The sequence below is a fragment of the Pseudomonas piscis genome (assembly GCF_009380155.1).
GTDB lineage: Bacteria > Pseudomonadota > Gammaproteobacteria > Pseudomonadales > Pseudomonadaceae > Aquipseudomonas > Aquipseudomonas piscis.
The window spans coordinates 65081-90467 of sequence record NZ_WHUV01000001.1; the positions used below are offsets into that span (position 1 = coordinate 65081).

Consider the following 25387-nt stretch of genomic DNA (forward strand, 5'->3'; position numbering starts at 1 on the left):
GGTTCGTGGCGAGGGTGCTTGCGCACGCTCGCCACAGGGCAAGCTGCTAGTGGCCGGTCAGGTCCACCAGTAGCGCACCAGGTGGAAGAAGATCGGCGCGGCGAAGCACACCGAGTCCAGGCGATCGAGCATGCCGCCGTGGCCTTCGATCATGTGCCCCCAGTCCTTGACCCCGCGATCGCGCTTGATCGCCGACATCACGATGCCGCCGGCAAAACCCAGTAGGTTGATCAGCAGGGCGATGAGGAACGACTGCCAGATGCTGAACGGGGTGATCCACCACAGCGCGCCGCCGATCAGCGAGGCCAGCAGGATGCCGCCGACAAAACCCTCGACGGTCTTGGACGGCGACAGGTTGGGGGCGATCTTGCGCTTGCCGAAGAGTTTTCCACAGACGTACTGCAACACGTCCGAAAGCTGCACCACGATCACCAGATAGGCGATCAGCAGCAGGTTGCGGCCCTCGTAGCCGGCGATGTCCAGGGTCAGCAGGGCCGGGACGAAGGATACGCAGAACACCGCGATCATCAGGCCCCACTGGACCTTGGAGGCGCGCTCCAGGAAGTGCGTGCTGTCGCCGCCCAGGGAGGCGAGGATCGGCAGCAGCAGGAACACGTACACCGGGATGAAGATCGAGAACAGCCCGTACCAGTCCGAATAGATCAACAGGTACTGCAGGGGCAGGGCCAGGTAGAACGCCGCCACCAGCGCCGGGTAGTCGCTGCGCCGGGTCGGGGTCAGGGTCAGGAACTCGCGCAGGGCATAGAACGACACGGCATAGAACAGCAGGATCACCGCCGCGGTGCCGAGCCAGAAGGCGATGCCGATCACCAGCACCATCACCCACCAGGCGTTGATCCGCGCGTTGAGGTTGTCGATCACCGGGTTGGGGCTGCCCCGGGTACGCCACTTGAGGATCAATCCGATCAGCGAGGCCAGCACCAGGATGGCGCCAATGCCGCCGAACAACATCAGGGTCTGCTTATCCATTTCAGGCGTGCTCCGGAGCCAGGGCCAGCAGCGCGGCGCGGCTGCGTTCGAGAAAGTCTTCCTTGCTTTCGCCGTCTTCCACCGCCAGGGGCGCGCCGAAACTGGTGGTGCACAGCAGCGGCAAGGGCAGGAAGCGTCCCTTGGGCATGACCCGGTTGAGATTGGCGATCCACACCGGGATCACCTCCACCTGTGGATAACGCTTGGCCAGGTGATACAGGCCGCTCTTGAACGGCAGCAGGCCGTCTTCCGGATTGCGTGTGCCCTCGGGAAAGATGATCAGCGAATCGCCCTGCTCCAGGGCATCGAGCATCGGCTGCAGGGGATTGTTATCCACAGCCTCCTTGCGCTCGCGGTCGATCAATACGCCGTTGAACACCCGGTTGATGATGTAGCGCCGCACGCCGCTTTTCTGCCAGTAGTCGGCGCCAGCCACGGGGCGGGTCAGGCGTCGCAGTGCCGGCGGCAGCGAGGCCCACAGCAGCACGAAGTCGCCGTGGCTGCTGTGGTTGGCGAAGTAGATGCGTTGCACCGCCTGCGGCGCCGAGCCCAACCACAGGCTGCGGGCGCCGGTGATGCTGCGGGCGGCGGAGGTGATGAGATTGGCAACCAGGGGTTCGAACATGGGCATTCCTTATCCGGCAAAGGCCAGCCAGGGGCTGATCAGGATCACGCTCAACAGCACCAGCACTTGGGTCGCCAGCAGCAGCGCCTGGCGCCGCAGCAGGCCCAGGGCACCCTGGCTGCGTTCGTGCCAGGGCCGTCCGCCGTGCTCGACGGGCTGCAGGCCGAGGCTGCTCAGGGCCTGGTCCAGGGCGCGGGTGCTGTGCTCCAGGGAGGTCGCGGCATCGGCCACCCGCTGGAACAGGTCGGCATCGAAGGCCACCCGCAGTGCCAGGTACTTTTCCACAACCCCCAGGGCCACCAGGGCGAGGCTCAGCAGCAGCCCGGCGAGGGTAACGCTGGCGAGCAGGTACTGACCCAGGCCATACAAGCCGCCGAGCAGGGTCAGGCCTGTGGATAACTGGTCCAGGGCCTGGCCTCGGCGCAGCAGGCTGGCGACGCTGTACAACTGCATGTCAGTGGTGAGCGTGGGCATGGGCTGGGCTCCTGGCGTTGGCCAGGCTTTCCAGGGCCTGGCGATGGGCGGCATGCAGGACGATTTGCGGCCGCGCCCTGCGCAGCTGGACCAGGGCGCTGTCTACCGTGGCCGCGCGTCCGCTGTGCAACAGCCAGGCGGCAATCGCCGTGGCGCTGCGCGAATAACCCAGGGCACAGCACACCAGTAGCGGGCCGTACTGGCGCTGGTGCTCGATGGCTTGGGCCGCGGCCAGGCATTGGGCCGGGCTCGGTGCGCACAGGTCGAGCAGCGGCAGGCTCTGGTAGGCCGCCAGCGAGCGGCCGTCCAGGGACAGCTCGGCGCACAGGTCGAGCACCGCGGCGAACGGGCTGGCGTCCAGTTCGGCCGGCGTCGGCAAGCGTCCCAGCCAGACGTTATCCACAACCTGGTCCGGTTGTGGATGATTTCTTGTCCACAACCGCGAGTTGATCCACGCCGCTGCCAGGTAAGGCGCCAGCAGCCAGCGGGCGGCGGGGCTCAGGCGGCCATCGGCGCGTTTCTGGAAGCCGGCGGCATCCAGCAAGGCATAGTTCACCGCCACCAGCAGCAGCGCCACCGCCGGCCACAGCAGCCACAGGCCGATGCCGCCCCAGGCCCAGGCCGCCAGGGTGAATGCCGCAGCTCCCAGGGCATAGCGCAGGGCCAGTCGGCGGCGCTGCGGGTCATGGCTGAAGTGGGCGCTGGCCAGCGGGCTGGGACGATCCAGCGGCCACAACCAGACGCACAGCCAGCCGGCCAGGGCGCCTGTGGGCACATCGATGAAGTGGTGTTGATAAGTGGTCAGCACCGAAATCCCGATCAGCGCGAACCAGCCATGCACCAGCCAGCGCCAGGCCCCGTGGATATGCCGCGCATAGCAGACCCACAGCACCACCAGCAGGGCGATGTGCAGGGACGGCGCCTGGTTGAAGGGCTTGTCGAAACCTGCCAGCACCGCGAACAACCAGCCGAACAGCCCGTCCAGTTCCGGCCGGGGGAAGGTGAACCGCAGCGGCCAGAGCAGGAAGCAACTGACGGCGATCACCTGGGCGCTGAGCAGGCGCAGGGCGTGGCGCTTGAGTTCGTCGCGGCTGCGCGGCAGCAGCAATGACAGGCCGTAGAGCAGGTCGATGGACCAGTAGGGGACTATGGTCCAGGCCCAGAACGGCATGTGTCGTTCCCAGTCGAAGACCAGGCTGGCGACGTCGTCGCGCTGCGCAGTGACCCAGGTGGCGAAGCCATAGGTGCCGAAGAACAACGGTGCCAGCAACAGCAGCCAGAGCACCGCGGGCTTGAGCAATCCGGGTTCGCGCGCCGGCAGGGCGCCTGTGGCCATCATTGCACCCGCTGCGCCAGGGATACGCTGAAGATGCCCCATTCATCCACGCGCATCGTCACCTTGCGAAAGCCTGCGGCCTCCACCAGTTGGTCCATCTCTGCCTGGGTCCGGCGGCGCATGACCCAGGCCTGGCCCTCGCGGTGGCTGGTCAGCGCCCGGGCGATCAGCTCCAGCTGCGGGTGCCAGGGCTGGCCGGTGTACACCAGATAGCCGCCAGGCTCCACGGCGCTGGCCAGGCCGGCCAGGGAGTCGCCCACCATCTGGTTGTCGGCGAACAGCTCGTACAGGCCGGAAACCACCGCCAGGGTCGGCTTGGGGTCCAGGGCAGCGAGATCGTCACGATCGAAGGCGTTGCCTTTGACGAAGCGGGCGATGTCGCCCAGGCCTTTTTCCTGGATCAGGGCGCTGCCGTCGCGCACGTTGATGTCGCTGTAGTCGCGCAGCAGGATCGATTCCGGCAGCGGCGCGACGCCTTGCAGGGCCTCGAGGATGTAGCGGCCATGGCCGGCGGCGATATCGACGATGCGCACCTCGTTGCCTTGCCCACGCAGCTGTTCCATGGCCAGGCGCAGCAGTTCTTCCACATGCAGCTTGCGCTGGCGAATGCCGCGCCAGCCGATGGAGTTCAGGTAGTTCTGGTCGATCAAGCGCCCCACCGGGGTATGTCCGGTTGGGCGGTTGCGGTAGACGTAGTCCAGGGTGCTGCCGGAGTCGAAGCCGGTGTCGAACCCCAGCTTGACCCCCGCCGATAACTGGCTGCCCAGGCGCATGCTGGCGCGGGTGGCCCGCCAGTACAGGTCGCGCAGCGAGTTGCGTGGCAGCGGCGCGGCCAGGGCCTCGGATTCGGCGCAGGTGGCGCCCAGGCGGTCGGCGTCCAGCAGGGCAGGGCGCTGCAAAGGAAGGGTGAAGTTATGCAGGATGAAGCGCCGGATGCTGGCCATGGCCGGGGCGCGTTCCTTTTCGCCCAGGGTGTCGTGGAAGAAGCCCGGGAGGATGTGCTTTTCCTTGCGCAGGCTGCCCAGGCGCTCGAAGAACTGCTCCTGGGGCTTGCGATGCACCACGAAGTCGGACCCGGAGATCAGCAGCTGGGTCGGCACCTGGATCGCCTGGGCATCGGCCACCACCCGGTCTGCCGCTTCATACAGGCCCAGCAGGACGTTGACCGAAATCGCCTTGGTGATCAGCGGATCGCTGTCATAGCTCTCGACTCGTTGCGGGTCGTGGCTCAAGAAGCGCGCCTTGACGTAGCTGTTGACGAAGAAGTTGCCGCGAAAGCGCCGCATCAGGGCCAGGCCGGGACGGGCGAACGGTACGTAGAGCTTGACCTTGAAGGCCGGGGAGGCCAGCACCAGGGAGCGGATCCGCGGCGCGTAGTCGTGGACCCAGGTGGCGGCAATCACCGCGCCGACGCTCTGGGCCACCACGGCGATGTTTTCTTCGGCGATCTGGTGGGCGCTGCCCAGGTGGTCGCAGAAGGTCTGCACGTCGCGCACGCTGGTGGCGAAGCTCGGGCTGTCGCCCCGGGCACCCGGCGACTGGCCGTGGCCACGGGCATCCCAGGCGAAGAAATCGATGTGCGGCAGGTCCAGCTCGTCCACCAGGTGGGCGATGCGCCCGGAGTGCTCGTGGCCGCGGTGGAACAGCATCACCGCCTGGCGCGGCTCGCCAGGAGCCACTTCGGTGGCTGGCCAGTGGCGGTAGAACAGTTCGACACCATCATGGGTCCGGAACGTCTGGTGTTGGGCTTCGCGCATAGCCATTTCCTTATGCAGAGGGAGCGTTGTGCTGAACTTCTTTGAGGCCCTGGCGGACCCGGTTGATCAGGGTGTAGACCAGCAAGGCGGCGACCAGCGCCAGCGCGGCGTTTATCCACAGGGCGCCGAGCCAGCCCAGGGCGATGCCGGTGGCCAGCACGCCGAGGACGAAGGCCCGGTCGCTCTTGCCCATTGGGCCGTCATAGCGTCGGGAGGCGCCGACCATCGGTCCCAGTACCCCGGCGTACTCGCTGAACAACGCCAGCAGGGTCACCGCCAGCACCAGCGGCAGGTTGACTCCGGGCAGCAGGGCGAAGGGCAGGATCAGGGCACTGTCGGCCACTACGTCGCAGAGTTCGTTGAGGTAGGCGCCCAGGCGCGACTGCTGGCCGAACTCCCGGGCCAGCATGCCGTCGATGGCGTTGAGCGCCATGCGCAGGATCATCCACAAGGGGATCAGGGCGAAGAGCCAGGCGTGGTTGGCGAACAAGGCCACCAGCGCGCCCACCAGCAGGGAAACCACCGCGGCCAGCACGGTGACCTGGTTGGCCGTGGTGCCGTTGGCGTAGAGGCGTTGCACCAATGGCCGCAGCAGGTTCTGAAAGCGTGGTTTGAGCTGGTAGATCGAAAGCATGATGGGACGTTTCCTTGTCGCACGCGGGAAGCAGGGCTGGATTATTGCCGTAAATGCCGGGGGCCGACATCACAAGTTGTGGCATTTGAGCAAACAGCGATCTTTCGGTTCTACGACGCATACATTGGATGAAAAGACATGGCGGGCGACAAAAATTTCACCAGAACCGTTATACAGTAACGAGTTGTATCCAAAAATTTCGGCGGTGGGTCCCTCCACAGGGCCGGAGCAGAGCGGCGGGGTGGTATGCAGGTCGATCTTGAGACGCAAAGGGTGGATGTGGCCGGCTTGCCACGCTTCCAGCGCGCGGCGTTCCACGCCGGGCGTTTGCAGCGTTGGGGCGGTGGCCTGCTGGGGTTGGCGGTGTTGGGATTGGTGGCGGCGCTGTTCGTCGATTTGTTCGCCGCGCTGACCCTTTGGCCGGTAGTGCTGGTGAACCTGTCCTGTGCCTTGCTGGTGGTGGTGGCGGGCCTGCAGTCGGCGTGCTGGGTGAGTCGCTGGCGGGAGGACGTGCTGGCGCCACCGACGTCGGTGGAGACGTCCGAGACGGCGCCTGCCGGGTTCTTCGCTTCCATCCTGGGCGCCCGTGCCCGGCGCCTGTTGCAGCAGATCGGCGCCCCGACCCTGTGGCTCGCTGGCTGGTCGCTGCTGGCCCTGTACTGCCTGGCGCAGGTCTTCAATCTGGCGCTGCCCGCTACGGCCCTGGGCCTGAGCGCCAGTGTCGTCGCCGTGCTGCTGTTGTTGCTGGCCTTCGCCTTGCTGGTGTTGGAACGCCAGCTGGCCCAGGAGCACCCGAGTGAATGGCCGGAGGCCGGGGCCGTGGCGCAGCTGCTGCGGGTGGCCATCCTGTGCTTGCTGGTGGGCGCCTTGTGCTTGTTGTTCGGCAGCGACAGCGCCCTGTGGCCGGTGCGCCTGGCGGTATTGATGGGCCTGTTGCCAGCATTGGTGGCTGGTGAGTTGCTGCTACGGGCGCTGTTGTCGTTGTTCAGTCCCCAGCGTGAGGCCCTTGAGCCACGGCTGTTGGCCCATAGCTTCGTCGCCGACTTGTTGCGCTGGCCGCCGCAACCGCTGCTCAGCCTGCAAAACGAATTGCACAACAGGTTCGGTATCGATCTGCGCCAGGTCTGGGCCTTTGCCTACATGCGCCGGGCGTTTCTGCCGGTACTGGCGCTGATCCTTGCGGTAGGTTGGTTATTGACCGGGGTTCATGAGATTTCGCTGCACAATCGCGGTATTTACGAGCGTTTCGGCAAGCCGGTAACGGTTTTCGGCCCAGGCCTGCACCTGGGTTTGCCCTGGCCCCTGGGGCGGGTGCTGACGGTGGAAAACGGCGTGGTCCATGAGTTGGCCACCAGCGTGGGCGAAACCCCGCAACCGATCGAGCCGGCAGCGGCGGAAGGGCCGGCACCGGCGATTGCCAATCGTTTGTGGGACGCCAGCCACGTGAATGACAAATCCCAGGTGATCGCCAGTGGCGATGACCACCAGCAGAGCTTCCAGATCGTCAACATGGACGTGCGCTTCGTTTACCGCATCGGCCTGGATGACGCAGCAGCGCTGGCAGCGACCTACAACAGCAACGATGTGCCGTCGCTGATCCGCAGTACCGCCAGCCGGGTACTGGTGCACGATTTCGCCTCGCGCACCCTCGATGGCCTGCTGGGCGAAGACCGCACGCGCCTGGCCGAGGATATCGGCCACGCGGTGCAGGCCGATCTGTCCAGGCTCGACAGTGGCGTGGAGATTCTCGCCACCGTGGTCGAGGCCATTCACCCACCGGCTGGTGCAGCCAATGCCTACCACGGTGTACAGGCCGCGCAGATTGGCGCCCAGGCGCTGATTTCCCGGGAGCGTGGAGCCGCGGCTGAACAAACCAACCAGGCGCAATTGCAAGCCAGCGAAGTCAACGATAAGGCGCGGGCCACGGCGCGTGAGATCCAGGCCGAGGCCCAGACGGCCGACCTGCGGTTCGCCGCCGAGCAGAAGGCCTACGCCGGTGCGGGCCAGGCATTCATCCTGGAACAGTACTTCGGCCAACTGATCCAGGGCCTGGGCAAGGCCCAGTTGTTGATCCTCGATCACCGTCTGGGTGGCGACAGTGCGCCAACCCTCGACTTGCGTACCTTCACCTTGCCCGCCGACCCGCTGGCGCCGCGTAAAGCCGCCCAGCCAGGAGCCGCCCATTGAGCCAGTCTTCCCACACCCATTCCCACTCCGAGCACGCCGGCCACGACCATGGGCACGGCCATCACCACCATCATGGGCATCACCATGGCGCGCCAGCGCAGGAAGGGCCCTTTCCCTGGCGGCGCATGGGCTGGGCGGCATTGCTGGTGGCGTTCGCCCTGGCGGCCGCGAGCCTGGTGCAGGTGCGTTCCGGCGAAGCCACGGTGATCACCCGCTTCGGCAACCCGGCCCGGGTCCTGCTGGAGCCGGGGCTGAACTGGCGCTGGCCGGCGCCCTTCGAAGCGGCGATCCCGGTGGATCTGCGCCTGCGTACCACCTCCAGCGGCTTGCAGGACGTGGGTACCCGTGATGGCCTGCGGATCATCGTCCAGGCCTATGTGGCCTGGCGGGTACAGGGCGACCCGGACAATGTGCAACGCTTCATGCGGGCGGTGCAGAACCAGCCGGACGAAGCGGCGCGGCAGATTCGCACCTTCGTTGGTTCGGCCCTGGAAACCACCGCCAGCAGCTTCGATCTGGCCGATCTGGTGAACACCGATGCCGGCAAGGTCCGCATTGGCGATTTCGAAAGCCGGCTGCGCCAGCAGATCGACCAGCAATTGCTGTCCACCTACGGCGTGCGAGTGGTGCAGGTGGGTATCGAGCGCTTGACCCTGCCGTCGGTGACCCTCACCGCCACGGTGGATCGCATGCGCGCCGAGCGTGAAACCATCGCCACCGAACGCACTGCCGTGGGCAAGCGTGAAGCGGCGCAGATCCGTTCCGCTGCCGAGCGCGATGCACGCATAGTGCAAGCCGATGCCACGGTGAAGGCGGCTGATATAGAAGCGCAATCCAGGGTCGAAGCGGCGCAGATCTACGGCCGTGCCTACGCCAGTTCGCCACAGCTGTATAACCTGCTGCGCTCCCTGGACACCTTGGGCACGGTGGTCAATCCGAGCACTCGCCTGATCCTGCGTACCGATGCCGCGCCGTTCCGGGTGTTGGTGGACGGCCCGCCGAGTTTGCCGAACAAAGCGTCTGGAACGCAGCCATGAACAGCGTTCCACGTGGAACAAATCAATTGGACAGCCCATGGATCCAGGCGGGGCGCCTGGCATTCATCGGCCTGTATGTGGTGACCATCCTCGCTGCATTGGCTTGGGCCTTGTCCAACGTTCGCCAGATCGATCCGCAAGACCGCGCCCTGGTCATGCATTTCGGTGCCCTGGCCCGGGTGCAGAATGCCGGGCTGCTGCTGGCCTGGCCCCGGCCTTTCGAGCAGGTGGTGTTGTTGCCGGCCGCCGATCGGGTACTGGAGCGGCGCATCGAGGGACTGTTGCGCTCCCAAGCCGCAGTGCAAGGAGACCGGGTGGCGACCCTGGCCACGCCGTTGAACGATACCCTGGCCGGCTCGGGCTACCTGCTCACCGGCGACGCCGGCGTGGTGCAGTTGGACGTCCGGGTGTTCTACAAGGTCAGCGATCCTTATGCCTATGTCTTGCAAGGCGAGCATGTGCTGCCGGCCCTGGACCGCCTGGCGACCCGCAGCGCCGTTAGCCTGGCTGCGGCCCGCGACCTGGACACCATCCTGGTGGCACGTCCGGAGTTGCTCGGCAGCGATCACCAGGCCGCCGAACGCCGTGAGCGGCTGCGTGGCGATCTGCTCCAGGGGATCAACCAGCGCTTGGCCGAGCTGGCCGCCACTGGCCAGGGCATAGGTATCGAAGCGACCCGGGTCGACGTGCAGTCGAGCCTGCCCGAGCCTGCGGTCAACGCTTTCAATGCCGTGCTGACGGCCAGCCAGCAGGCCGACAAGGCCGTGGCCAACGCGCGTACCGAAGCGGAAAAACTTACCCAGGGCGCCAACCAGCAAGCCGACCGCAGCCTGCAAGTGGCCCACGCCCAGGCCAGCGAGCGCCTGGCCCTGGCCCGGGCGCAGACCGCCACGGTCCAAAGCCTGGCCCAGGAGCAACGCAATGGCAGCGACCCGCAGATGCTGCTGCGCATCTATCGTGAGCGCCTGCCGCAGATTCTGCGCCAGTCGGGCTCGGTGACGACGGTCGACCCCAAAGACGATTCCCGCTTGATCATCCAGGGAGCTGAACGATGACCGCTTCTACCCATGCGGCGCCTGCCAGCATGTTGACCAGCGCTGAACAGCGCAGCGCCGCCCGTCAACTGACCCTGGCCATGCTCGCCCTCGGCTTGCTGGGCCTGGGCCTGGCATGGCGCTGGCTGGCGCCCGAGCAAGTCGGTGTCAGCCAGTTGTTGCTGGGCGTTGCTTCCTTGCTGGTGGCCGTACCTGTATTGCGTTCGGCCTGGTTCAGCCTGCGCTATCCGAGCCTGCACGGCATCACCGACCAACTGATCGCCCTGGCCATGCTCGGCGCCTGGGCCACGGGAGACCTGCTGACCGCAGCCTTGCTGCCGATCATCATGATCTTCGGCCATGTGCTGGAAGAGCGCAGCGTGATCGGTTCCCAGGAAGCCATCGATGCCCTGGGCCGCCTGACCCGCAGCCAGGCGCGGCAGGTACAGGCCGATGGCAGCGTGCAGGAAGTGGATAACGCCAGCCTCAGGACCGGCGACCTGGTGGAAGTGCGCGCCGGGGACCGGGTGCCTGCCGACGGCGTGGTGGTATCGGGCCAGGCGAGCCTGGACACCGCGCCGATCACCGGCGAATCGGTGCCACTGGAAGCGAGCGTGGGCATGCAGGTATTCGGGGGCGCGATCAACCTCGATGGCCTGCTGCGCCTGGAAGTGACTCGCACCGGCGAGGAGTCGACCCTGGGCAAGGTGATCGCCCTGATGCAGAACGCCGAACGCGCCAAGCCACCAATTACCCGCCTGCTGGAACGCTATGCCGGCAGCTATCTGGTGCTGGTGCTGCTGCTGGCGGCGGTGACCTGGTTCATTACCAACGATGCCCAGGCCATGCTCGCCGTACTAGTGGCGGCTTGCCCTTGTGCGTTGGTGCTTTCGGCGCCGGCCACCGCCATCGCCGGGATCGCCGTGGCGGCGCGGCACGGCATCCTGATTCGCAGCTCGGCGTTTCTCGAAGAGCTGGCGGATCTGACGTCCCTGGTGGTGGACAAGACCGGCACCCTGACCTTCGGCACCCTGCGCTTGCAAGCGCTGGACACCCCCCTGGAGGACCGTCGGGCACTGCTCAGCCTTGCCGCCAGCCTCGGCGCGGCCAGCAGTCACCCGGTCAGCCGGGCGCTGGCAGCACTGGTGCCGCCAGAGCAGCATTGGGCCCTTGGGGATATTCATGAGCGCCAGGGCCTGGGGGTGGTCGCGCGCACCGACGAAGGCCAGGCGGCCCTGGGCCGGCCCGAACTGTTCATCCAGTTGGGGATCGACACCAGTCCGGTGCCAACCCATGACGGGCCGATCGCCGGGTTGGCGCTCAATGGTGAGTTCCTCGGTTGGCTGTTGTTGGCCGACAGCGTCAAGCCCGAAGCGGCCCAGGCCCTGCAAGAACTGCGGGAGTTGGGGTTGGGCCGCCAGTTGTTGCTCACCGGCGACCGGCAAAGCGTGGCGGACAGCCTGGCGCGGGAGGTGGGCATCAGCGATGTCGAGGCCCAGGCTCTGCCCCAGGGCAAGCTCGAACGTGTGCTGGGAGAGATCGACAAGGGCTTCCGACCCATGGTGGTCGGCGACGGTATCAACGATTCCCTGGCTCTCAAGGCTGGGGTCGTGGGGGTGGCCATGGGGGCGGGCGGTGCCGATATCGCCCTGGCCTCGGCCGACGTGGTGCTGATCGGCAGCGACTTGCGACGCCTGGGCACCTGTGTGCGCTTGAGCCGTGAATGCCGGCGTACCTTGCAGGCCAATGTGGTCATCGGCCTGGGCTGGACCCTGGCCATCGTCGCCTTCGCCGCATTCGGCTGGCTGGGAGCCGCGGGGGCGATGATCGCCGCCGTGCTGCACAACCTCAGCACCTTGCTGGTGCTGGGCAATGCCGGGCGCTTGCTGCGTTTCCAGGAGCCCCTGGCCAAGTCCTGACCAGGCGGCATTTATTTTTATCCCGGCTGTAACGCCGGGAGCCTTCCTTTCTCTAGTGACATGACGGGGCTGCTCAGGCCGCCCCGGCACCACCCTTGCGATCGACTACTAGAGGAAACCCAAGATGAACATGAAGAAAACCGCTGCCGGCGCCGCCCTGGCTTTCGCTGCTGCTGGCTTGTTCGCCGGCGTCGCCACCCAGGCGATGGCTGCCGATGCCCAGGTGCACTGCTACGGCGTCAACGGTTGCAAAGGCCAGAACGACTGCAAGACCAAGGACCACGCCTGCAAGGGCATGGGCGCCTGCAAGGGCCAGGGCTTCAAGGTCATGACCCAGGCGGCCTGTGACAAGGCCGGCGGCAAGGTCGGCGAGTAAACGGCGATCGAGTGCTGCCGCGGTGGGGACGCCTGCTGCGGCCACTCGGCGAGGAGTTGGCGATGTCCGATGTTCCTTCTTGCCTGGGTTATGGCCTGGGCCTGCGCAGTGCGTATTACCAGCAGATCCTCGATGAGCACCCAGCGGTGGACTGGTTCGAGGTGGTGTCCGAGAACTTCATGGTCCAGGGCGGCAAGGCCCTGTATTACCTGGATGCCATCGCCGAGCGCTACCCCATCGTGATGCACGGGGTGTCGTTGTCCATCGGCGGCCCCCACTCCCTGGACCACGATTACCTGGCGCAGCTCAAGACGCTGGCCGGGCGAGTACATCCTGCCTGGATTTCCGACCATCTGTGCTGGAGCCGGGGCAATGCCCATCACCTGCACGACCTGTTGCCGTTGCCCTATACCGAGGAAAGCCTGCACTACGTGGCCGGCCGGGTGCGTGAGGTGCAGGAGGTGCTGGAGCGGCCGTTGGTGCTGGAGAACGTCTCCAGTTATGTGCGGGCCGCGAACGACGAATTCAGCGAGTGGCAATTCCTCTCGGCCTTGAGCCAGCTCAGTGGCTGCGAGCTGCTGCTGGACGTGAACAATGTCTATGTCAGCTCGCGCAACCATGGTTTCGATCCCTGGCAGTTCATCAAGGGGCTGCCGCCCAAGCGAATACGCCAACTGCACCTGGCCGGCCACCAGGACCATGGCGACTACGTGATCGATACCCACGACCAGCCAGTGTGCGATCCGGTCTGGGCGCTGTACCAGCGCACCCTCGAACACCTGGGGCCGGTGGCGACATTGTTGGAGCGTGACGATCAGTTGCCGCCACTTGAGCAGTTGCTCGCCGAACTGGGCAAGGCCCGGGAGTTGGGGCAGCAAGCCCTGGCCGGGAGGCAGCGATGCGCCTGAACGATTGGCAGCGGGCTTTCGAGCGCTATCTGCTGGGCGGGCAGCCAGTGGCCGAGCCAGGGTTGCAGCACAGCCTGGTGGGCGGGCCGAGCCTGGATGTCGCCAGCGGCCTGGCGATCTACCACCACGCCTATCGGGCCCGACTGCAGGAGGTAATGGATAGCGACTTCCCCAGCATCCGCCACTGGCTTGGCGACCAGCAGTTCAGCGCTCTGGTCGCTGCCTACCTGGAGCGCTCGCCGTCCCGGCATTTCAGCCTGCGCTGGCTGGGGCAGGGGTTCGCCGATTTTCTCCAGGAGCATCTGCCGGCCGAGCAGGGCCTGCCCCTGGCTGAGCTGGCGCGCCTGGAATGGGCCTTCACCCTGGCGTTCGATGCCCCTGAGGCGGCGGTGCTGGATGTAGCGGCCATGGCGGCCCTGGCGCCGGGGCAATGGCCCGGTTTGCAATTGCGCCTGGCGCCATGCGTGCAGTGGCTGGCGCTGCGCTACAACAGCCTGGCGCAGTGGCGGGCGGTCAAGGACCGGGCGGATTTCCCCCTGCCTGCTTTACTTGAACAAGAGCAGGTCTGCCTGGTGTGGCGTGCGCAGCGGATCTGCCGGTATCGCAGCCTGGCAACTGACGAGGCCCGGGCATTGCGGGGCATGAGCGCAGGGCAGTGGAGTTTCGCGGAACTCTGTGCCGAGCTGGCCGTCACTTATGAAGAGGGAGCCCCATTGCAGGCGGCGTCCTGGCTGAAACAGTGGGTCGAGGATGGCTTGGTGCAGCACAGCTGATCATAGAAAACCGCTATCAGATCGATAGCCTGCTAATTTTCAGGGATGGTCTACCCTCATTCCAGACGTCTGAACAAGGGGGGATTTTCCATGCTCGCGCAACTTCCACCGGCCTTACAGAATCTGCAATTGCCCTTGCGGCTGCGACTTTGGGACGGCCATGAGTTCAATCTCGGGCCCGAGCCCAACGTCACCATCGTGGTCAAGGACCCACAGCTGGTCGCGCAGCTCACCCACCCAAGCCTGGATGCGCTGGGGGGCGCGTTCGTCGAGGGCAAGCTGGAGCTCGAGGGCTCCATCAGCGAAGTCATCCGGGTCTGCGATGAACTGAGCCAGGCCCTGCTGGATGACGACGAAGGCGACCAGCCCGTGCGTTCGCTGCACGACAAGGCCACCGATGCCGCCGCCATTTCCTACCATTACGACCTGTCCAATGCCTTCTACCAGCTCTGGCTGGATAGCGACATGGCGTATTCCTGTGCCTACTTCGAGACCGGCAGCGAGACCCTGGAGCAAGCCCAGCAGGCCAAGTTCCGCCACCTGTGCCGCAAGCTGCGGCTGCAACCGGGCGACTACCTGCTGGACGTCGGCTGTGGCTGGGGCGGGCTGGCCCGCTATGCCGCCCGCGAGTTCGGCGCCAAGGTCTTCGGCATCACCCTGAGCAAGGAACAACTGGCCCTGGGCCGTGAGCGGGTCAAGGCCGAGGGCCTGGAAGACCTGGTGGAACTGCAATTGCTGGACTACCGCGACCTGCCCCAGGATGGCCGCTTCGACAAGGTGGTCAGCGTCGGCATGTTCGAGCACGTGGGCCACGCCAACCTGCCGGAATATTGCCGGACCCTGTTCGGCGCCGTGCGTGAAGGCGGCCTGGTGATGAACCACGGAATCACCGCCAAGCACACCGACGGCCGCCCCGTTGGCCGGGGAGCAGGGGACTTCATCGAGCGTTATGTCTTCCCCAACGGCGAGCTGCCGCACCTGTCGATGATCTCCGCACAGATCAGCGAGGCCGGGTTGGAAATCGTCGATGTGGAAAGCCTGCGCCTGCATTACGCGCGCACCCTGGATCACTGGAGCGAGCGCCTGGAGGACAACCTGGAGGCCGCGGCCAAGCAAGTGCCGGAGCAGGCGCTGCGGATCTGGCGGTTGTACCTGGCAGGTTGCGCCTACGCCTTCGCCAAGGGCTGGATCAACCTGCACCAGATCCTTGCGGTCAAAGCCCACGCCGATGGCAGCCATGAACTGCCATGGACCCGCGACGACCTCTACAACCCATAAGGGCCGTCTTCACAGGATCGGAGAAATCAGCCGCGCGACCCGCATGCCCAGTTGTTGCAGGCGGTGGGTCTGGCGGCTTTCTTCCTTGGCCACTTCCCGCGCCCTGGCGAAGTCGGCTTCAAGCATGTCCTGCACCTGAGTGGCGAAGCCTTCGTCCACGGTCAGCAGCATCACTTCGAAATTCAGCCGGAACGAACGGTTATCCAGGTTGGCGCTGCCGATGGCGCTGATCTCGTTGTCGATCAACACCACTTTCTGGTGCAGGAAGCCGGGCTGGTAGCGGAACACCCGCACTCCGGCGCGCACCGCCTCGAAGGCGTACAGGCTGGAAGCGGCATAGACGATGCGATGATCCGGGCGTGCCGGCAGCAGGATGCGCACATCCACATCGCGCAATACCGCCAGGCGCAGGGCCGCGAACACCGCTTCATCGGGAATGAAATACGGACTGGTGATCCACACCCGTTCGGTGGCGGCGTGGATCGCCTCGACGAAGAACAGCGAGCAGGTTTCGTAGGCGTCGGCCGGGCCGCTGGCCAGCAGCTGGCAGAGCACGCCGCCATCGGGGTAGGTGTCCGGCAGGATCAGCGGCGGCAGCTCGCGGGTGGCCCAGAACCAGTCTTCGGCGAATGACTCCTGCAGGCAGGCCACCACCGGGCCGCCGACTTGCACATGGGTATCGCGCCAGGGCGCCAGGGGCGGCTTCAGGCCCAGGTATTCATCGCCCACGTTATGCCCACCGACGAAACCCAGCATGCCGTCCACTACCACGATCTTGCGATGGTTGCGGAAGTTGACCTGGAAGCGGTTGAGCCAGCCGCTGCGGGTGGCGAAGGCGTGTACCTGGACTCCAGCGTCGCGCAGGGTCTGCACATAGCTGGCCGGTAGCGAGTGACTGCCGATGCGGTCGAACAGCAGGTGGATTGTCACGCCTTCCCGGGCCTTCTCCAGCAACAGGCGCTGCAGGCGCCGGCCCAGTTCGTCGTCGTGGATGATGAAGAACTGGATCAGCACCGACTTGTGGGCGCGGCGGATGGCATTGAAGATCGCCTCGAAGGTAGCATCGCCGTTGACCAGCAGCCGCACCTGGTTATTGGCCAGGCAGGGCATGCGCCCCAGCTTGGGCATGGCCCGCAGTGCGGCGTAGGCCTTGGACGCGCGGGCGGTGAGGGCTTCTTCGACCCAGGGACGCCAGTTCAGGTCGTTGATGGCCTTGTGCATTTCCACGTTGGCCTGGCGCCGGGCCTGGATGTAGGCATCGAAAGTACTGCGGCCGAATACCAGGTAGGGAATCAGCGTCAGGTAGGGCATGAACAGCAACGACAGGGCCCAGGCGATGGCGCCTTGGGCGGTGCGGACCGTGAGCACTGCATGGATTGCGGCGATCAACCCGAGAAAATGCAGCAGTGCGATGAGATAACCGAAAGGGTGTGGGCCAAAATAATCCATGGGGCAGCCATGCTCCTGAAGATTCGATGCCGGGGTATCCGTTAACAGACCACGATCCTGGGCGAATGTCGCTATTTTCTTGCCCATGCAACGCCGGGCCCTGGCCGAAGTCTAACGGCCACTATTGTCTAGGAGTCATTCGATGAAACTTCGTTTACTGGGTTGGGCCTTGGCTGCGGGGTTGGCGCTGCCGGTGGTGGCGCAGGCGCAGGTGCTGCAGCCGGGCTTGTGGGAGCTGACCAGCAGCAACATGAAGATCGATGACCAGAACCTGCCGGACCTGTCGCTGATCCTCGGCCAGTTGCAGCAACAGATGACCCCGCAGCAGCGGGCCATGCTGGAAAAGCAGGGCGTGACCATGGGCGGCAAGGGTATTCGCGTTTGCCTGACCCCGGAGCAGGTGAAGTCCGACACCATCCCGCTGCAGGACCCGCAATCGGGTTGCCAGCAGCAAGTCACCGAGCGCAACGGTAACCAGTGGAAGTTTCGCTTCAGCTGTCCCAAGGCCCAGGGCAGTGGCGTGGCGAAGTTCATCAGCGACCGTGAATTCACCACCAACGTGATCGGCACCTTCAACGCCACCGGCATGCAGCAGAAAGGCAGCATGGATACCCGTGCAGTGTGGCTCGGCCAGGATTGCGGCACGGTCAAGCCGCGCGCTTCCTGAGCCCAGGGCAGGGCGGCTAGCGGGTGAAGCGCAGGGGCAAGCCCTGGCAATCCTCGTTCAAGCGGCCCTGGTGCCAGGCCAGCTGCCCGGAGACCAGGGTGGTGCTCACGCTATGCCGCCAGCGCTGGCCACTGAAGGGCGTCCAGCCGCAGCGGGCCAGGATCGGTTGCTCGTCCACCGCCTGGCCTGACGGTTCCGGGCGAACCAGCACCAGGTCGGCCCAGTAGCCTTCTCGCAGGTAGCCACGGTCGGGAATGGCGAACAGGTCGGCCACCCGGTGGCTGGTCTTCTCCACCAGGGTGGTCAGCGGCAGCACGCCGTCGGCCACCAGCTCCAGCAGCGCTGGCAGCGCGTGTTGCACCAGTGGCAGCCCGGCTGGGGCGCGGGTGTAGGGCAGTTGCTTCTGCGCCCAGGTGTGGGGCGCATGGTCGGTGCCGATGACATCCAGGCGCTGGCTGTTCAGGGCCTGGCGCAGGGCATCGCGGTCAGCCTGGGACTTGATCGCCGGGTTGCATTTGATCAGGTGCCCCAGGCGTGAGTAATCCCGGTCATCGAACAATAAGTGATGCACGCAGACTTCGGCGGTGATGCGCTTTTGTGCCAGGGGCCGGTCCTCGAACAGCGCCAGTTCCCGGGCGCTGGTCAGGTGCAGCACATGCAGGCGGGTGCCGTGGCGCCTGGCCAGGGCCACGGCCATGGATGAGGAGCGATAGCAGGCGTCGGCGTCGCGGATGCGTGGATGGGCGGCGGCGGGAATCTGTTCACCATACAACTGCTGCCAGCGTTGCTGGCGGACCTGGATGCTCGGCGTGTGTTCGCAGTGGGCCAGGAGAATGGTCGGCACCTGGCGAAACAAGCGATCCAGCACCTGGGGGTCGTCCACCAGCATGTTGCCGGTGGAAGCGCCCATGAACACCTTGACCCCGGCTACGGTAGTGGGATCGAGGGCGGCGATGATGTCGAGGTTGTCGTTGCTGACCCCGAAGTGAAAACCGTAGTTGGCCACCGAGTGTTTGGCCGCGCGGCGTTGCTTGTCTTCCAGCGCCTCGAGGGTCAGGGTCGCGGGCGAGGTGTTGGGCATGTCCATGAAGCTGGTGATGCCGCCGGCCACCGCCGCCCGTGACTCGCTGTGCAAGCTGCCCTTGTCCGGCGCGCCGGGTTCGCGAAAGTGCACCTGGTCATCGATCATGCCCGGCAGCAGCCACTGGCCCTGGGCGTCGATCTCCAGCTCGGCGCTCAGGTGGTCGAGGCTGCCGATGGTTTCGATGCGACCGTTGTGTACCAACAGGTCGGCCTCGAACTGTCGGCCCTCGTTCACCAGGCGGGCGTTGCGGATGAGGATTCGGCCCATGTTCAAAACTCGTTCTGCAGGGCCTTGTAGCCACGCACCAGGTCGACGTTGGTACGCGCCACGTCCTCGGAAAACTCCGAGGCGCTGACGCTCACCGGGGGAAACTGCCCGAGGTCGGTCTTGGGCCCGATACGGGTGGTGGAGGGTACGTAGAAACCCTGGGGCAGGTCGCGTCCGTCCACCACCGAGTTGTGACGCACTACGCTGCCGTCGCCGACCACGCAGTTGAACAGCACGCTGTTGAAACCGATGAACACCCGATCACCGACCACGCATGGACCGTGGACGATGGAGCGGTGGGCGATGGAGCTGTACTGGCCGATGGTCACCGCCGCGCCGGATTTGGAATGGATCACCACGCCGTCCTGGATGTTCGAATTGGCGCCGATGGTGATGGCTTCCATCTGGCCGTCGGCATCCACCTCGTCGGCGCGGATCACGGCATAGGGGCCGACGAAGACGTTCTCGCCGATCACCACCTTGCCGCAGATGATGGCGGTCTTGTCCACGTAGGCGGATTCGGCGATCACCGGCAGGTCGCCGGATGGGTTCTTACGGATCATGGCGCGGGTCCTTCAAGGGAGAACTGATGACTTCCACCGCGCCATCGCGAATGGCGTTGTAGAAACAGTTGGGGCGCCCGGTGTGGCAGGCCGGTCCGCTCTGCTGTACCAGCAACAGCACGGCATCGCCGTCGCAATCCAGGCGAGCCTCCACCAGGCGCTGGCGATGCCCGGAACTCTCGCCCTTGCGCCACAGGCAGCGGCGCGAACGCGACCAGTAGCAGACCTGGCCGCTGGCCAGGGTCTCGGCCAGGGCTTGGCGATTCATCCAGGCCAGCATCAGCACGGCGCCGCTGTCGTGGCATTGGGCGATGGCGGCGATCAGGCCGTCGGCGTTCCAGGGCAGGGCATCGAGCACCTCGGCCAATGGCCAGCGGCTGCCCCGGGGTGCAGCTTCCAGGTCCAGCAGCGATAGCGGTGGAGTCGGGTTCATGGCTGGCTCAGGGCCTGGTACAGAGTGTCGAGATTGGCCTGGAACAGGCCGGTGAAGGTGTTCGCCGGGCCACTGGCGGCCAGCGCATCGGAATACAAGGTGCCGCCGATGCGCGCGCCGCTTTCTGCGGCGATCTGCTTGAGCAGGCGCGCGTCCTTGATGTTCTCCATGAACACCGCCTTGACCTTGGCTGCGCGGATCTGGGTGATCAGCGCGGCGACTTCCGCCGCCGAGGGCTCACGCTCGGTGGACAGGCCCTGGGGTGCGAGGAACTCGATACCGTAGGCCTGGCCCAGGTAACCGAAGGCATCGTGGGAGGTGACGATCCGCCGATTGCCCGGCGGCAGGGCGCCGAGCTTGGCCTTGGCTTCGGCCAGCAGCTGGTAGATGCGCTTGAGGTAGGCCTGGCTGTTGCGTTCATAGTCGCTGCGATGGGCCGGGTCGGCGGCGATCAGCGCCTTGGTGATGTTGTTCACATAAAGTTCGCTGTTGGCCAGGTTGTGCCAGGCGTGAGGGTCGGGGATCTTCTCGCCGTCTTCTTCCAGGCTGCGCGGGATCACGCCACGGCTGGCGGTAATCACGGTGGCCGGGGTAGCGGTACTGGCGACCAGGCGGTCGAGCCAGGGTTCGAAGCCCAGGCCGTTCTTGATGATGAGCCGGGCACCGAGCAGGGCCTTGGCATCGTCCGGCGTGGGTTCATAGGTGTGGGCGTCTTCGTCGGCACCCACCAGGTTGCTGATCCGTACGTGCTCGCCACCGACCTCGCGGGTCATGTCGGCGAGAATGCTGAAACTGGTGACCACGGCAATTTTGTCCGCCGCCTGGGCACTGGATAAGCACAGGGACAGCAGCAGGCTGGACAGCACGAGTAGGGCGCGCATCGGCAAGAACCTCACAGGGATGAAGGCAGGGGCGGGCGGTGCAGCAGGCCGTGGACCGGACCGAACACCACCGACAGCAAGTACAAGCCGCCGGCTATCAGCACGATGGCCGGGCCGCTGGGCAGCGAGTAGTGGAACGACAGCAACAGGCCGAGCCACACCGACAGGCAGCCCAGGGCTGCGCTGATACCGATCAGTGCTGGCAGGCGCCGGCTCCAGAAACGCGCAGCGGCGGCTGGCAGCATCATCAGGCCCACCACCATCAAGGCCCCGATGGCCTGGAATCCGATCACCAGGTTGAGCACCACCAGGGTCAGGAACAGTCCATGGGCCAGGGGGCCGAGTCGGCTGACGCTGCGCAGGAACAGCGGATCGAGGGTATCCAGCAGCAGTGGCCTGTAGATCAGGGCCATGGCCAGCAGGCTGACGACCGAGACGATCAACATGCCGTCCAGGGTCGGCCCATCCACTGCCAGGGCTGAGCCGAACAACAGGTGCAGCAGATCCAGGCGCTTTCCGGCCAGCCCCAGAATCAACACGCCGGCGGCCAGGGAGATCGGGTAGATGGCCGCAATGCTGGCGTCTTCCCGTAGCCCGGTGCGCCGGGTGATCCAGGCCGCCAACCCGGCCATGCCCAGTCCCGCGCCAAGCCCCCCGAGGGTCAGTGCCGGCAGGCTCAGGCCAGAGAACCAGAAGCCCAGGGCCGCCCCGGGGAGAATGCCGTGGGCCACCGCATCGCCGATCAGGCTCATGCGCCGCAGGATCAGGAACACACCCAGGGGAGCGGTGCTACAGGCCAGGAGCAGGCCGCCTAGCAAAGCTCGGCGCATGAACATGAACTCGTTGAAGGGGTGCCAGAGGTGGCTGATGAGGTGCATCAAGCCACCTGCCCAGGCGGGCTGTGGGTGATCAGCTCATGGCTGGGGGCGAACACACAGCCGCTGTGCTTGAGCAGCAGGGCCTGGGGAATATGCTGGCGCACCGCGGGCAGGTCATGGCAGACCACCACCAGGGTGCGGCCCTGGGCGTGCCAACGATGCAGGTGCTGCCAAAGCAGAGCCTGCCCGGACTCGTCGAGGGCGGCATGGGGTTCGTCCAGCAACAGCAAGGGCGCTTCGGTGAGGGTCAACCGGGCCAGCAGCGCGCGTTGCAGCTCTCCGCCGGACAGGGCCATCAACGGACGTTTCTCCAGGCCTTGCAGCTGCCAGTCGATGAGCACCTCTTCAAGTTTGTACGCCCGGCGCGCAGCGCTCTCGCGCTTGCCCCACAGGCCGGCGAGTACCAGTTCCGCCAGGCTGATGGGGAACTGCCGGTCCAGGTGTTGTTGCTGGGGCAGGAAAGCCAGGCCGCCACGGCCGGGCTCGCTGCGCTCCACCTTTCCCGAGAGCGGCTTTTGCAGGCCGGCGAAGACTTTCAGCAAGCTGCTTTTACCCGAGCCGTTGGCGCCAATGATCGCGCTCAGGCTGCCGCTCGCCAGATGCAGATCCAGCGGTGGAGTCAGGGGCTGGCCTGGCGGCCCCCAGCGCAAGGCGTGGCAGCGCAGCATCAGGCCTCCCAGTTCCAGCGGCTTTCCGCCACGGCGTCATGGGCGTGCAGGCTTTCTGCATGTACCACTCGCAGGGCGAAGGCGTTGATTCCGGGAGAGCGGCGCAGGGCCAGGTTGAGGCGGCGAGCGGCGTCTTCGCAGAACATCAGGTTCTGTCCGTTGGCCAGGGCAAAGGCCTGCTCGTCGGCCCGTTTTACGGCGGTTTGCACGGCGGTGCCCAGGGCGTTCTCGGCGTCGTCGATCACCGCGATCAGCGGTAATTCGTCGACGAAGTTGTCCAGTTGCAGGCGCAGTTCAGCGTGGCTGCGCTGGCTGTGGGGCGTGGCGACGATGCCTTGGGACGACCCCAACCAGGCCAGGACTTCGGCATGTTGCAAGGTCTTGTTGGCGAAGTCGTCGACGAATTGCTGCTGGATAAGCTGCCGAGCAAGCGCTGCAGAGCAGGGGCACGTTGAGGAATAGGGCACGTCGAGTTTTAGTTCCACGTGGAACATCGCATTTTTCAAACGCGCTTCGATGCTTAGCGGATAGCGCTTCCAGCCAGCCAATGGGCTGACCAAGGCTGGACGCTTGAGCAGCAGGTCCAGGTGAAGGCGCAGGTAGGCGTGTTGCGCCAGGCCTTCATGGCTGTCGAGGAAGCGTTGCAGCACCCGGCGCAGCAAGGCCGGATTTAGGTTCTGCTGCTCCAGCATCTCCAGGGCCAGGTACAGGCGAGACATGTGGATGCCCCGGGCCTCGCCATCGTCGAGGCTGACCCCGGCGTCGGCCAGGGCGGCGGTTCGCTGGCCATCTATCACTACAGGTAAGGCGATGCCACACATGCCGACCCAGTCCAGTGGCAAGGCTTGGCGTGAGGCCTGCGCGGCGATATCCGGCAGAGTCAGCGCGTTCATGAGCAGGTCCGTCGTTGGAAAAGATTCGACATGTTATATTATAACAATACAGTCGATGGAAAGTTTTTCCTCAACGGTCATTCACCCTGCCTTGTGAGTACGGACGCTCCTTTATCTGCGGTAGTCGCCATGCATAGACGTCAATTGCTCAACCTTTTGTTGGCCGGTACGGCCCTGGTGTTCCCCTGGAGTGTCGGGGCTACGCAGATCCTAAGTGCGCGGCTGTGGAACTCCGCCGACAAGCTGCGCCTGGTGCTGGATCTGAGTGGTCCGGTGCACTACAAGACCTTCACCCTGAGCGCTCCCGAGCGGCTGATCGTCGACCTGAGCGGCGCGCGCCTGAATGGTGACTTCAGCCAGTTGGCCCTGGCCAACACGGTGATCCGCTCGATCCGGTCCGGACACTTCGGCCAGGGCGACACGCGGATCGTCCTCGACTTGAACCAGCCCGTGCAGCTCAACAGCTTCCTGTTGCCGCCCCAGGATGGCCAGGGTCATCGCCTGGTGCTGGATTTGGCCAGTAGTACCCGGGTCGCTCCCGGCATCGCCGCAGCCGCGGTCCCTGCTGCCAAACCCCAGGCCCCGGCGGACCGGGCCCATCCCAAGCGCGACATCATCGTGGTGGTGGACCCTGGGCATGGCGGCAAGGACCCGGGAGCCGTGGGCGCCAGGGGCGAGCGCGAGAAGGACGTAGTGCTGTCCATCGCCCAACTGCTGGCCAAGCGGCTCAAGCGCGAGAAGGGTTTCGACGTGAAGCTGGTGCGCAATGACGACTTCTTCGTGCCCCTGCGCAAGCGGGTGGAGATCGCCCGCAAGCACAAGGCCGACATGTTCATTTCGGTACATGCCGATGCCGCGCCGCGCCTGACCGCTTCGGGGGCCTCGGTGTTCGCCCTGTCCGAAGGCGGGGCGACGTCGGCCACTGCGCGTTTCATGGCCCAGCGGGAAAACGGTGTCGACCTGCTAGGGGCCAGCAGCTTGCTCAATCTCAAGGACAAGGATCCGATGCTGGCGGGGGTGATCCTGGATATGTCGATGAACGCCACCATCGCCGCCAGCCTGCAGTTGGGTGGCACGGTGCTCGATAGCTTGTCGGGGATCACCAGCCTGCACCAGAAGCGCGTGGAGCAGGCCGGGTTCGCGGTGCTCAAGTCCCCGGACGTGCCATCGATCCTGGTGGAGACCGGCTTCATTTCCAACAGTCGTGACAGTCAGCGCCTGGTGACCGCGCGGCACCAGCAGGCGATCGCCGATGGCCTGTTCCAGGGCTTGCAGCGTTACTTCGAGAAGAACCCGCCGGTCAACAGCTACATGGCCTGGCTCCAGGAAACCAGGAACCATCAGGCCTAGTCCGCCCTCAGCAACCAGTGAGGCGGCTGCAGGTGAACTGCCCACGGCTGCCGCCGGAACTGGAGAACCGGTTGCGGGTGGTCCAGCCCACCCGTTGGCTGTAGCCAACCCAGGCCTCGCCGTCGGAGGCCAGGCCGGTGAAGAAGGTCAGCTGGCCGTAGCGGCTGCTGGTCTGGGCCCAGTAGCGCTTGCCGATCACTTCGAAGCCCCGCAGGTAGAGGGTGTTGCCGGCGGTGGCGACGCTATAGGCGTTGCCCTGCGGATCGACGCAGGCCAGCAGGTTGGCGCTGCGGGTGCAGTTGGCCAGGCTGTCGGGGGCGGCGGCTGCGGCGTGGCCGGTGAGCAGCAAGCCGCAAAGCAGGGCAGGCAGGAATGGGCGCATGGCGATTCTCAAGGCGGCAGGAGCGCAGCATCGCGCCCTTCGTCATGTCGGGCAAGAGAAGGTTGGCGAAACTGCATTGTTATAATATAACATTAAAACAAGCCCGATCCGTGACCCGCCATGACTGAACAAGACCTGCTCGCCCAGCCCGATACGCACTACATGAACGAAGCCCAGCAAGGCTTCTTCCGCGAACTGCTGCTGGCACAGCGCAATGAATTGCAGGAACGCATCTGCGGCGAATTCGACCTGCTGCGCGAGCAGGAGGTCCACAGCGACCCGGCGGATATCGGCAGCGCCGAGGAACAGCATCAATGGCAACTGCGCCTGCTGGAACGGGAAAAGAAGCTGCTGGACAAGATCGATGAAGCCCTGGAGCGCCTGGCCCGTGGCGAATACGGCTGGTGCCGCGATACCGGCGAGCCCATCGGCCTGCGGCGCTTGCTGCTACGGCCCACCGCCACCTTGTGTATCGAAGCCAAAGAACGCCAAGAGCTGCGCGAACGCCATCAACGGGCGCTTTGAGCCAGCCGCGAACCTGATG

At 65.5% G+C, this 25387-nt stretch carries 26 protein-coding genes; 11 read left to right on the plus strand and 15 right to left on the minus strand.

Features of this window, described 5'->3' with window-relative positions; translation table 11 throughout:
- Positions 1 to 57 precede the first annotated feature (57 nt).
- The 6 genes from GDH07_RS00285 to GDH07_RS00310 are packed head-to-tail and all read right to left on the minus strand — an operon-like array spanning position 58 to position 5816.
- Complete coding sequence (locus tag GDH07_RS00285) at positions 58 to 990, minus strand: phosphatidate cytidylyltransferase (protein WP_053137755.1); 933 nt, start codon at positions 988 to 990, stop codon at positions 58 to 60.
- A 1-nt stretch (position 991) separates the two neighbouring features.
- Positions 992 to 1615 (minus strand): lysophospholipid acyltransferase family protein, encoded by a 624-nt coding sequence (locus GDH07_RS00290; protein ID WP_053137752.1) that lies wholly within the window; start codon positions 1613 to 1615, stop codon positions 992 to 994.
- Positions 1616 to 1624: 9 nt separating this feature from the next.
- On the minus strand, positions 1625 to 2089 hold the full coding sequence (locus tag GDH07_RS00295; RefSeq protein WP_152896446.1) for a hypothetical protein: 465 nt from the start codon (positions 2087 to 2089) through the stop codon (positions 1625 to 1627).
- A complete protein-coding gene (locus GDH07_RS00300; RefSeq protein ID WP_152896447.1) occupies positions 2070 to 3425 on the minus strand; it encodes a phosphatase PAP2/dual specificity phosphatase family protein in 1356 nt (451 codons plus the stop codon). The genes GDH07_RS00295 and GDH07_RS00300 overlap by 20 nt, the downstream gene beginning before the upstream one ends.
- Positions 3425 to 5182 (minus strand): bifunctional alpha/beta hydrolase/class I SAM-dependent methyltransferase, encoded by a 1758-nt coding sequence (locus tag GDH07_RS00305; RefSeq protein WP_152896448.1) that lies wholly within the window; start codon positions 5180 to 5182, stop codon positions 3425 to 3427. The genes GDH07_RS00300 and GDH07_RS00305 overlap by 1 nt, the downstream gene beginning before the upstream one ends.
- Positions 5183 to 5192: 10 nt before the next feature.
- Positions 5193 to 5816, minus strand: a complete 624-nt coding sequence (locus tag GDH07_RS00310) for a CDP-alcohol phosphatidyltransferase family protein (protein ID WP_103324365.1) — start codon at positions 5814 to 5816, stop codon at positions 5193 to 5195.
- A 246-nt stretch (positions 5817 to 6062) separates the two neighbouring features.
- Here GDH07_RS00310 and hflK (GDH07_RS00315) point away from each other — a divergent pair, with 246 nt between their 5' ends.
- From hflK (GDH07_RS00315) to cfaB, 8 genes are all read left to right on the plus strand, one after another.
- On the plus strand, positions 6063 to 8003 hold the full coding sequence (gene hflK, locus GDH07_RS00315) for a protease modulator HflK (RefSeq protein WP_152896449.1): 1941 nt from the start codon (positions 6063 to 6065) through the stop codon (positions 8001 to 8003).
- Positions 8000 to 9040: a protease modulator HflC gene (hflC, locus tag GDH07_RS00320; protein ID WP_152896450.1), complete on the plus strand. Its 1041-nt coding sequence runs from the start codon at positions 8000 to 8002 to the stop codon at positions 9038 to 9040. Before hflK (GDH07_RS00315) ends, hflC begins: the two co-directional genes overlap by 4 nt.
- Entirely contained in the window at positions 9037 to 10095 is a 1059-nt protein-coding gene (hflK, locus tag GDH07_RS00325) for a protease modulator HflK (RefSeq protein WP_053137735.1), read from the plus strand. Before hflC ends, hflK (GDH07_RS00325) begins: the two co-directional genes overlap by 4 nt.
- Positions 10092 to 11993, plus strand: a complete 1902-nt coding sequence (locus GDH07_RS00330) for a heavy metal translocating P-type ATPase (RefSeq protein WP_152896451.1) — start codon at positions 10092 to 10094, stop codon at positions 11991 to 11993. Before hflK (GDH07_RS00325) ends, GDH07_RS00330 begins: the two co-directional genes overlap by 4 nt.
- 124 nt (positions 11994 to 12117) lie before the next feature.
- On the plus strand, positions 12118 to 12369 hold the full coding sequence (bufA2, locus tag GDH07_RS00335; RefSeq protein ID WP_085594036.1) for a BufA2 family periplasmic bufferin-type metallophore: 252 nt from the start codon (positions 12118 to 12120) through the stop codon (positions 12367 to 12369).
- A gap of 62 nt (positions 12370 to 12431) precedes the next feature.
- Positions 12432 to 13277 carry an MNIO family bufferin maturase gene (gene bufB / locus GDH07_RS00340; RefSeq protein ID WP_152896452.1) on the plus strand — a complete coding sequence of 282 codons (846 nt, stop codon included), beginning with the start codon at positions 12432 to 12434 and terminating at the stop codon, positions 13275 to 13277.
- On the plus strand, positions 13268 to 14050 hold the full coding sequence (locus GDH07_RS00345) for an HvfC/BufC N-terminal domain-containing protein (protein WP_152896453.1): 783 nt from the start codon (positions 13268 to 13270) through the stop codon (positions 14048 to 14050). The genes bufB and GDH07_RS00345 overlap by 10 nt, the downstream gene beginning before the upstream one ends.
- A 90-nt stretch (positions 14051 to 14140) precedes the next feature.
- Entirely contained in the window at positions 14141 to 15328 is a 1188-nt protein-coding gene (gene cfaB, locus GDH07_RS00350) for a C17 cyclopropane fatty acid synthase CfaB (RefSeq protein WP_152896454.1), read from the plus strand.
- A 9-nt stretch (positions 15329 to 15337) separates the two neighbouring features.
- Here cfaB and cls read toward each other — a convergent pair whose 3' ends face one another.
- The gene (gene cls, locus GDH07_RS00355) at positions 15338 to 16777 is read right to left on the minus strand and encodes a cardiolipin synthase (protein ID WP_152896455.1); all 1440 of its coding nucleotides are present in this window, start codon (positions 16775 to 16777) and stop codon (positions 15338 to 15340) included.
- Between the two features lie 142 nt (positions 16778 to 16919).
- Between cls and GDH07_RS00360 the strand changes: the two genes are divergently transcribed.
- Positions 16920 to 17444 carry a DUF3617 domain-containing protein gene (locus GDH07_RS00360; RefSeq protein ID WP_022641960.1) on the plus strand — a complete coding sequence of 175 codons (525 nt, stop codon included), beginning with the start codon at positions 16920 to 16922 and terminating at the stop codon, positions 17442 to 17444.
- Between the two features lie 16 nt (positions 17445 to 17460).
- Here GDH07_RS00360 and GDH07_RS00365 read toward each other — a convergent pair whose 3' ends face one another.
- Genes GDH07_RS00365 through folE2 form a run of 7 tightly spaced genes read right to left on the minus strand, consistent with a single transcriptional unit; the run spans position 17461 to position 23111 of the window.
- Positions 17461 to 18795, minus strand: a complete 1335-nt coding sequence (locus GDH07_RS00365; protein ID WP_152896456.1) for a dihydroorotase — start codon at positions 18793 to 18795, stop codon at positions 17461 to 17463.
- Between the two features lie 2 nt (positions 18796 to 18797).
- Positions 18798 to 19358: a gamma carbonic anhydrase family protein gene (locus GDH07_RS00370; protein WP_022641958.1), complete on the minus strand. Its 561-nt coding sequence runs from the start codon at positions 19356 to 19358 to the stop codon at positions 18798 to 18800.
- A complete protein-coding gene (gene hisI, locus GDH07_RS00375) occupies positions 19348 to 19791 on the minus strand; it encodes a phosphoribosyl-AMP cyclohydrolase (protein ID WP_152896457.1) in 444 nt (147 codons plus the stop codon). The genes GDH07_RS00370 and hisI overlap by 11 nt, the downstream gene beginning before the upstream one ends.
- A complete protein-coding gene (locus tag GDH07_RS00380) occupies positions 19788 to 20672 on the minus strand; it encodes a metal ABC transporter substrate-binding protein (RefSeq protein ID WP_152896458.1) in 885 nt (294 codons plus the stop codon). The genes hisI and GDH07_RS00380 overlap by 4 nt, the downstream gene beginning before the upstream one ends.
- An 11-nt stretch (positions 20673 to 20683) precedes the next feature.
- Complete coding sequence (locus GDH07_RS00385; RefSeq protein ID WP_152896459.1) at positions 20684 to 21550, minus strand: metal ABC transporter permease; 867 nt, start codon at positions 21548 to 21550, stop codon at positions 20684 to 20686.
- On the minus strand, positions 21550 to 22218 hold the full coding sequence (locus tag GDH07_RS00390; RefSeq protein WP_053133464.1) for a metal ABC transporter ATP-binding protein: 669 nt from the start codon (positions 22216 to 22218) through the stop codon (positions 21550 to 21552). The genes GDH07_RS00385 and GDH07_RS00390 overlap by 1 nt, the downstream gene beginning before the upstream one ends.
- Positions 22218 to 23111, minus strand: a complete 894-nt coding sequence (gene folE2, locus GDH07_RS00395) for a GTP cyclohydrolase FolE2 (RefSeq protein WP_152896460.1) — start codon at positions 23109 to 23111, stop codon at positions 22218 to 22220. Before folE2 ends, GDH07_RS00390 begins: the two co-directional genes overlap by 1 nt.
- A 129-nt stretch (positions 23112 to 23240) precedes the next feature.
- Here folE2 and GDH07_RS00400 point away from each other — a divergent pair, with 129 nt between their 5' ends.
- On the plus strand, positions 23241 to 24461 hold the full coding sequence (locus GDH07_RS00400; RefSeq protein ID WP_031320747.1) for an N-acetylmuramoyl-L-alanine amidase: 1221 nt from the start codon (positions 23241 to 23243) through the stop codon (positions 24459 to 24461).
- 7 nt (positions 24462 to 24468) lie between these two features.
- On the opposite strand, the gene GDH07_RS00405 is transcribed toward GDH07_RS00400, so the two are convergent.
- Positions 24469 to 24843: a glutamine synthetase gene (locus GDH07_RS00405; protein WP_152896461.1), complete on the minus strand. Its 375-nt coding sequence runs from the start codon at positions 24841 to 24843 to the stop codon at positions 24469 to 24471.
- A gap of 120 nt (positions 24844 to 24963) precedes the next feature.
- On the opposite strand from GDH07_RS00405, the gene dksA reads away from it, so the two are divergent.
- Positions 24964 to 25368, plus strand: coding sequence for an RNA polymerase-binding protein DksA (gene dksA / locus GDH07_RS00410; protein ID WP_053133473.1), 405 nt, complete (start codon positions 24964 to 24966; stop codon positions 25366 to 25368).
- Positions 25369 to 25387 lie beyond the last annotated feature (19 nt).

Coding starts and splice junctions, on each gene's coding strand:
- folE2 (WP_152896460.1), bottom strand. CDS start 23,111: ATGAACGCGCTGACTCTGCCGGATATCGCCGCGCAGGCCTCACGCCAA.
- bufB (WP_152896452.1), top strand. CDS start 12,432: ATGTCCGATGTTCCTTCTTGCCTGGGTTATGGCCTGGGCCTGCGCAGT.
- bufA2 (WP_085594036.1), top strand. CDS start 12,118: ATGAACATGAAGAAAACCGCTGCCGGCGCCGCCCTGGCTTTCGCTGCT.
- cfaB (WP_152896454.1), top strand. CDS start 14,141: ATGCTCGCGCAACTTCCACCGGCCTTACAGAATCTGCAATTGCCCTTG.
- GDH07_RS00310 (WP_103324365.1), bottom strand. CDS start 5,816: ATGCTTTCGATCTACCAGCTCAAACCACGCTTTCAGAACCTGCTGCGG.
- GDH07_RS00290 (WP_053137752.1), bottom strand. CDS start 1,615: ATGTTCGAACCCCTGGTTGCCAATCTCATCACCTCCGCCGCCCGCAGC.
- hflK (WP_152896449.1), top strand. CDS start 6,063: ATGCAGGTCGATCTTGAGACGCAAAGGGTGGATGTGGCCGGCTTGCCA.
- GDH07_RS00305 (WP_152896448.1), bottom strand. CDS start 5,182: ATGCGCGAAGCCCAACACCAGACGTTCCGGACCCATGATGGTGTCGAA.
- GDH07_RS00370 (WP_022641958.1), bottom strand. CDS start 19,358: ATGATCCGTAAGAACCCATCCGGCGACCTGCCGGTGATCGCCGAATCC.
- GDH07_RS00385 (WP_152896459.1), bottom strand. CDS start 21,550: ATGCACCTCATCAGCCACCTCTGGCACCCCTTCAACGAGTTCATGTTC.
- GDH07_RS00405 (WP_152896461.1), bottom strand. CDS start 24,843: ATGCGCCCATTCCTGCCTGCCCTGCTTTGCGGCTTGCTGCTCACCGGC.
- GDH07_RS00365 (WP_152896456.1), bottom strand. CDS start 18,795: ATGGGCCGAATCCTCATCCGCAACGCCCGCCTGGTGAACGAGGGCCGA.
- dksA (WP_053133473.1), top strand. CDS start 24,964: ATGACTGAACAAGACCTGCTCGCCCAGCCCGATACGCACTACATGAAC.
- hisI (WP_152896457.1), bottom strand. CDS start 19,791: ATGAACCCGACTCCACCGCTATCGCTGCTGGACCTGGAAGCTGCACCC.
- GDH07_RS00400 (WP_031320747.1), top strand. CDS start 23,241: ATGCATAGACGTCAATTGCTCAACCTTTTGTTGGCCGGTACGGCCCTG.
- cls (WP_152896455.1), bottom strand. CDS start 16,777: ATGGATTATTTTGGCCCACACCCTTTCGGTTATCTCATCGCACTGCTG.
- GDH07_RS00390 (WP_053133464.1), bottom strand. CDS start 22,218: ATGCTGCGCTGCCACGCCTTGCGCTGGGGGCCGCCAGGCCAGCCCCTG.
- GDH07_RS00300 (WP_152896447.1), bottom strand. CDS start 3,425: ATGGCCACAGGCGCCCTGCCGGCGCGCGAACCCGGATTGCTCAAGCCC.
- GDH07_RS00380 (WP_152896458.1), bottom strand. CDS start 20,672: ATGCGCGCCCTACTCGTGCTGTCCAGCCTGCTGCTGTCCCTGTGCTTA.
- GDH07_RS00360 (WP_022641960.1), top strand. CDS start 16,920: ATGAAACTTCGTTTACTGGGTTGGGCCTTGGCTGCGGGGTTGGCGCTG.
- hflK (WP_053137735.1), top strand. CDS start 9,037: ATGAACAGCGTTCCACGTGGAACAAATCAATTGGACAGCCCATGGATC.
- GDH07_RS00330 (WP_152896451.1), top strand. CDS start 10,092: ATGACCGCTTCTACCCATGCGGCGCCTGCCAGCATGTTGACCAGCGCT.
- GDH07_RS00295 (WP_152896446.1), bottom strand. CDS start 2,089: ATGCCCACGCTCACCACTGACATGCAGTTGTACAGCGTCGCCAGCCTG.
- GDH07_RS00345 (WP_152896453.1), top strand. CDS start 13,268: ATGCGCCTGAACGATTGGCAGCGGGCTTTCGAGCGCTATCTGCTGGGC.
- GDH07_RS00285 (WP_053137755.1), bottom strand. CDS start 990: ATGGATAAGCAGACCCTGATGTTGTTCGGCGGCATTGGCGCCATCCTG.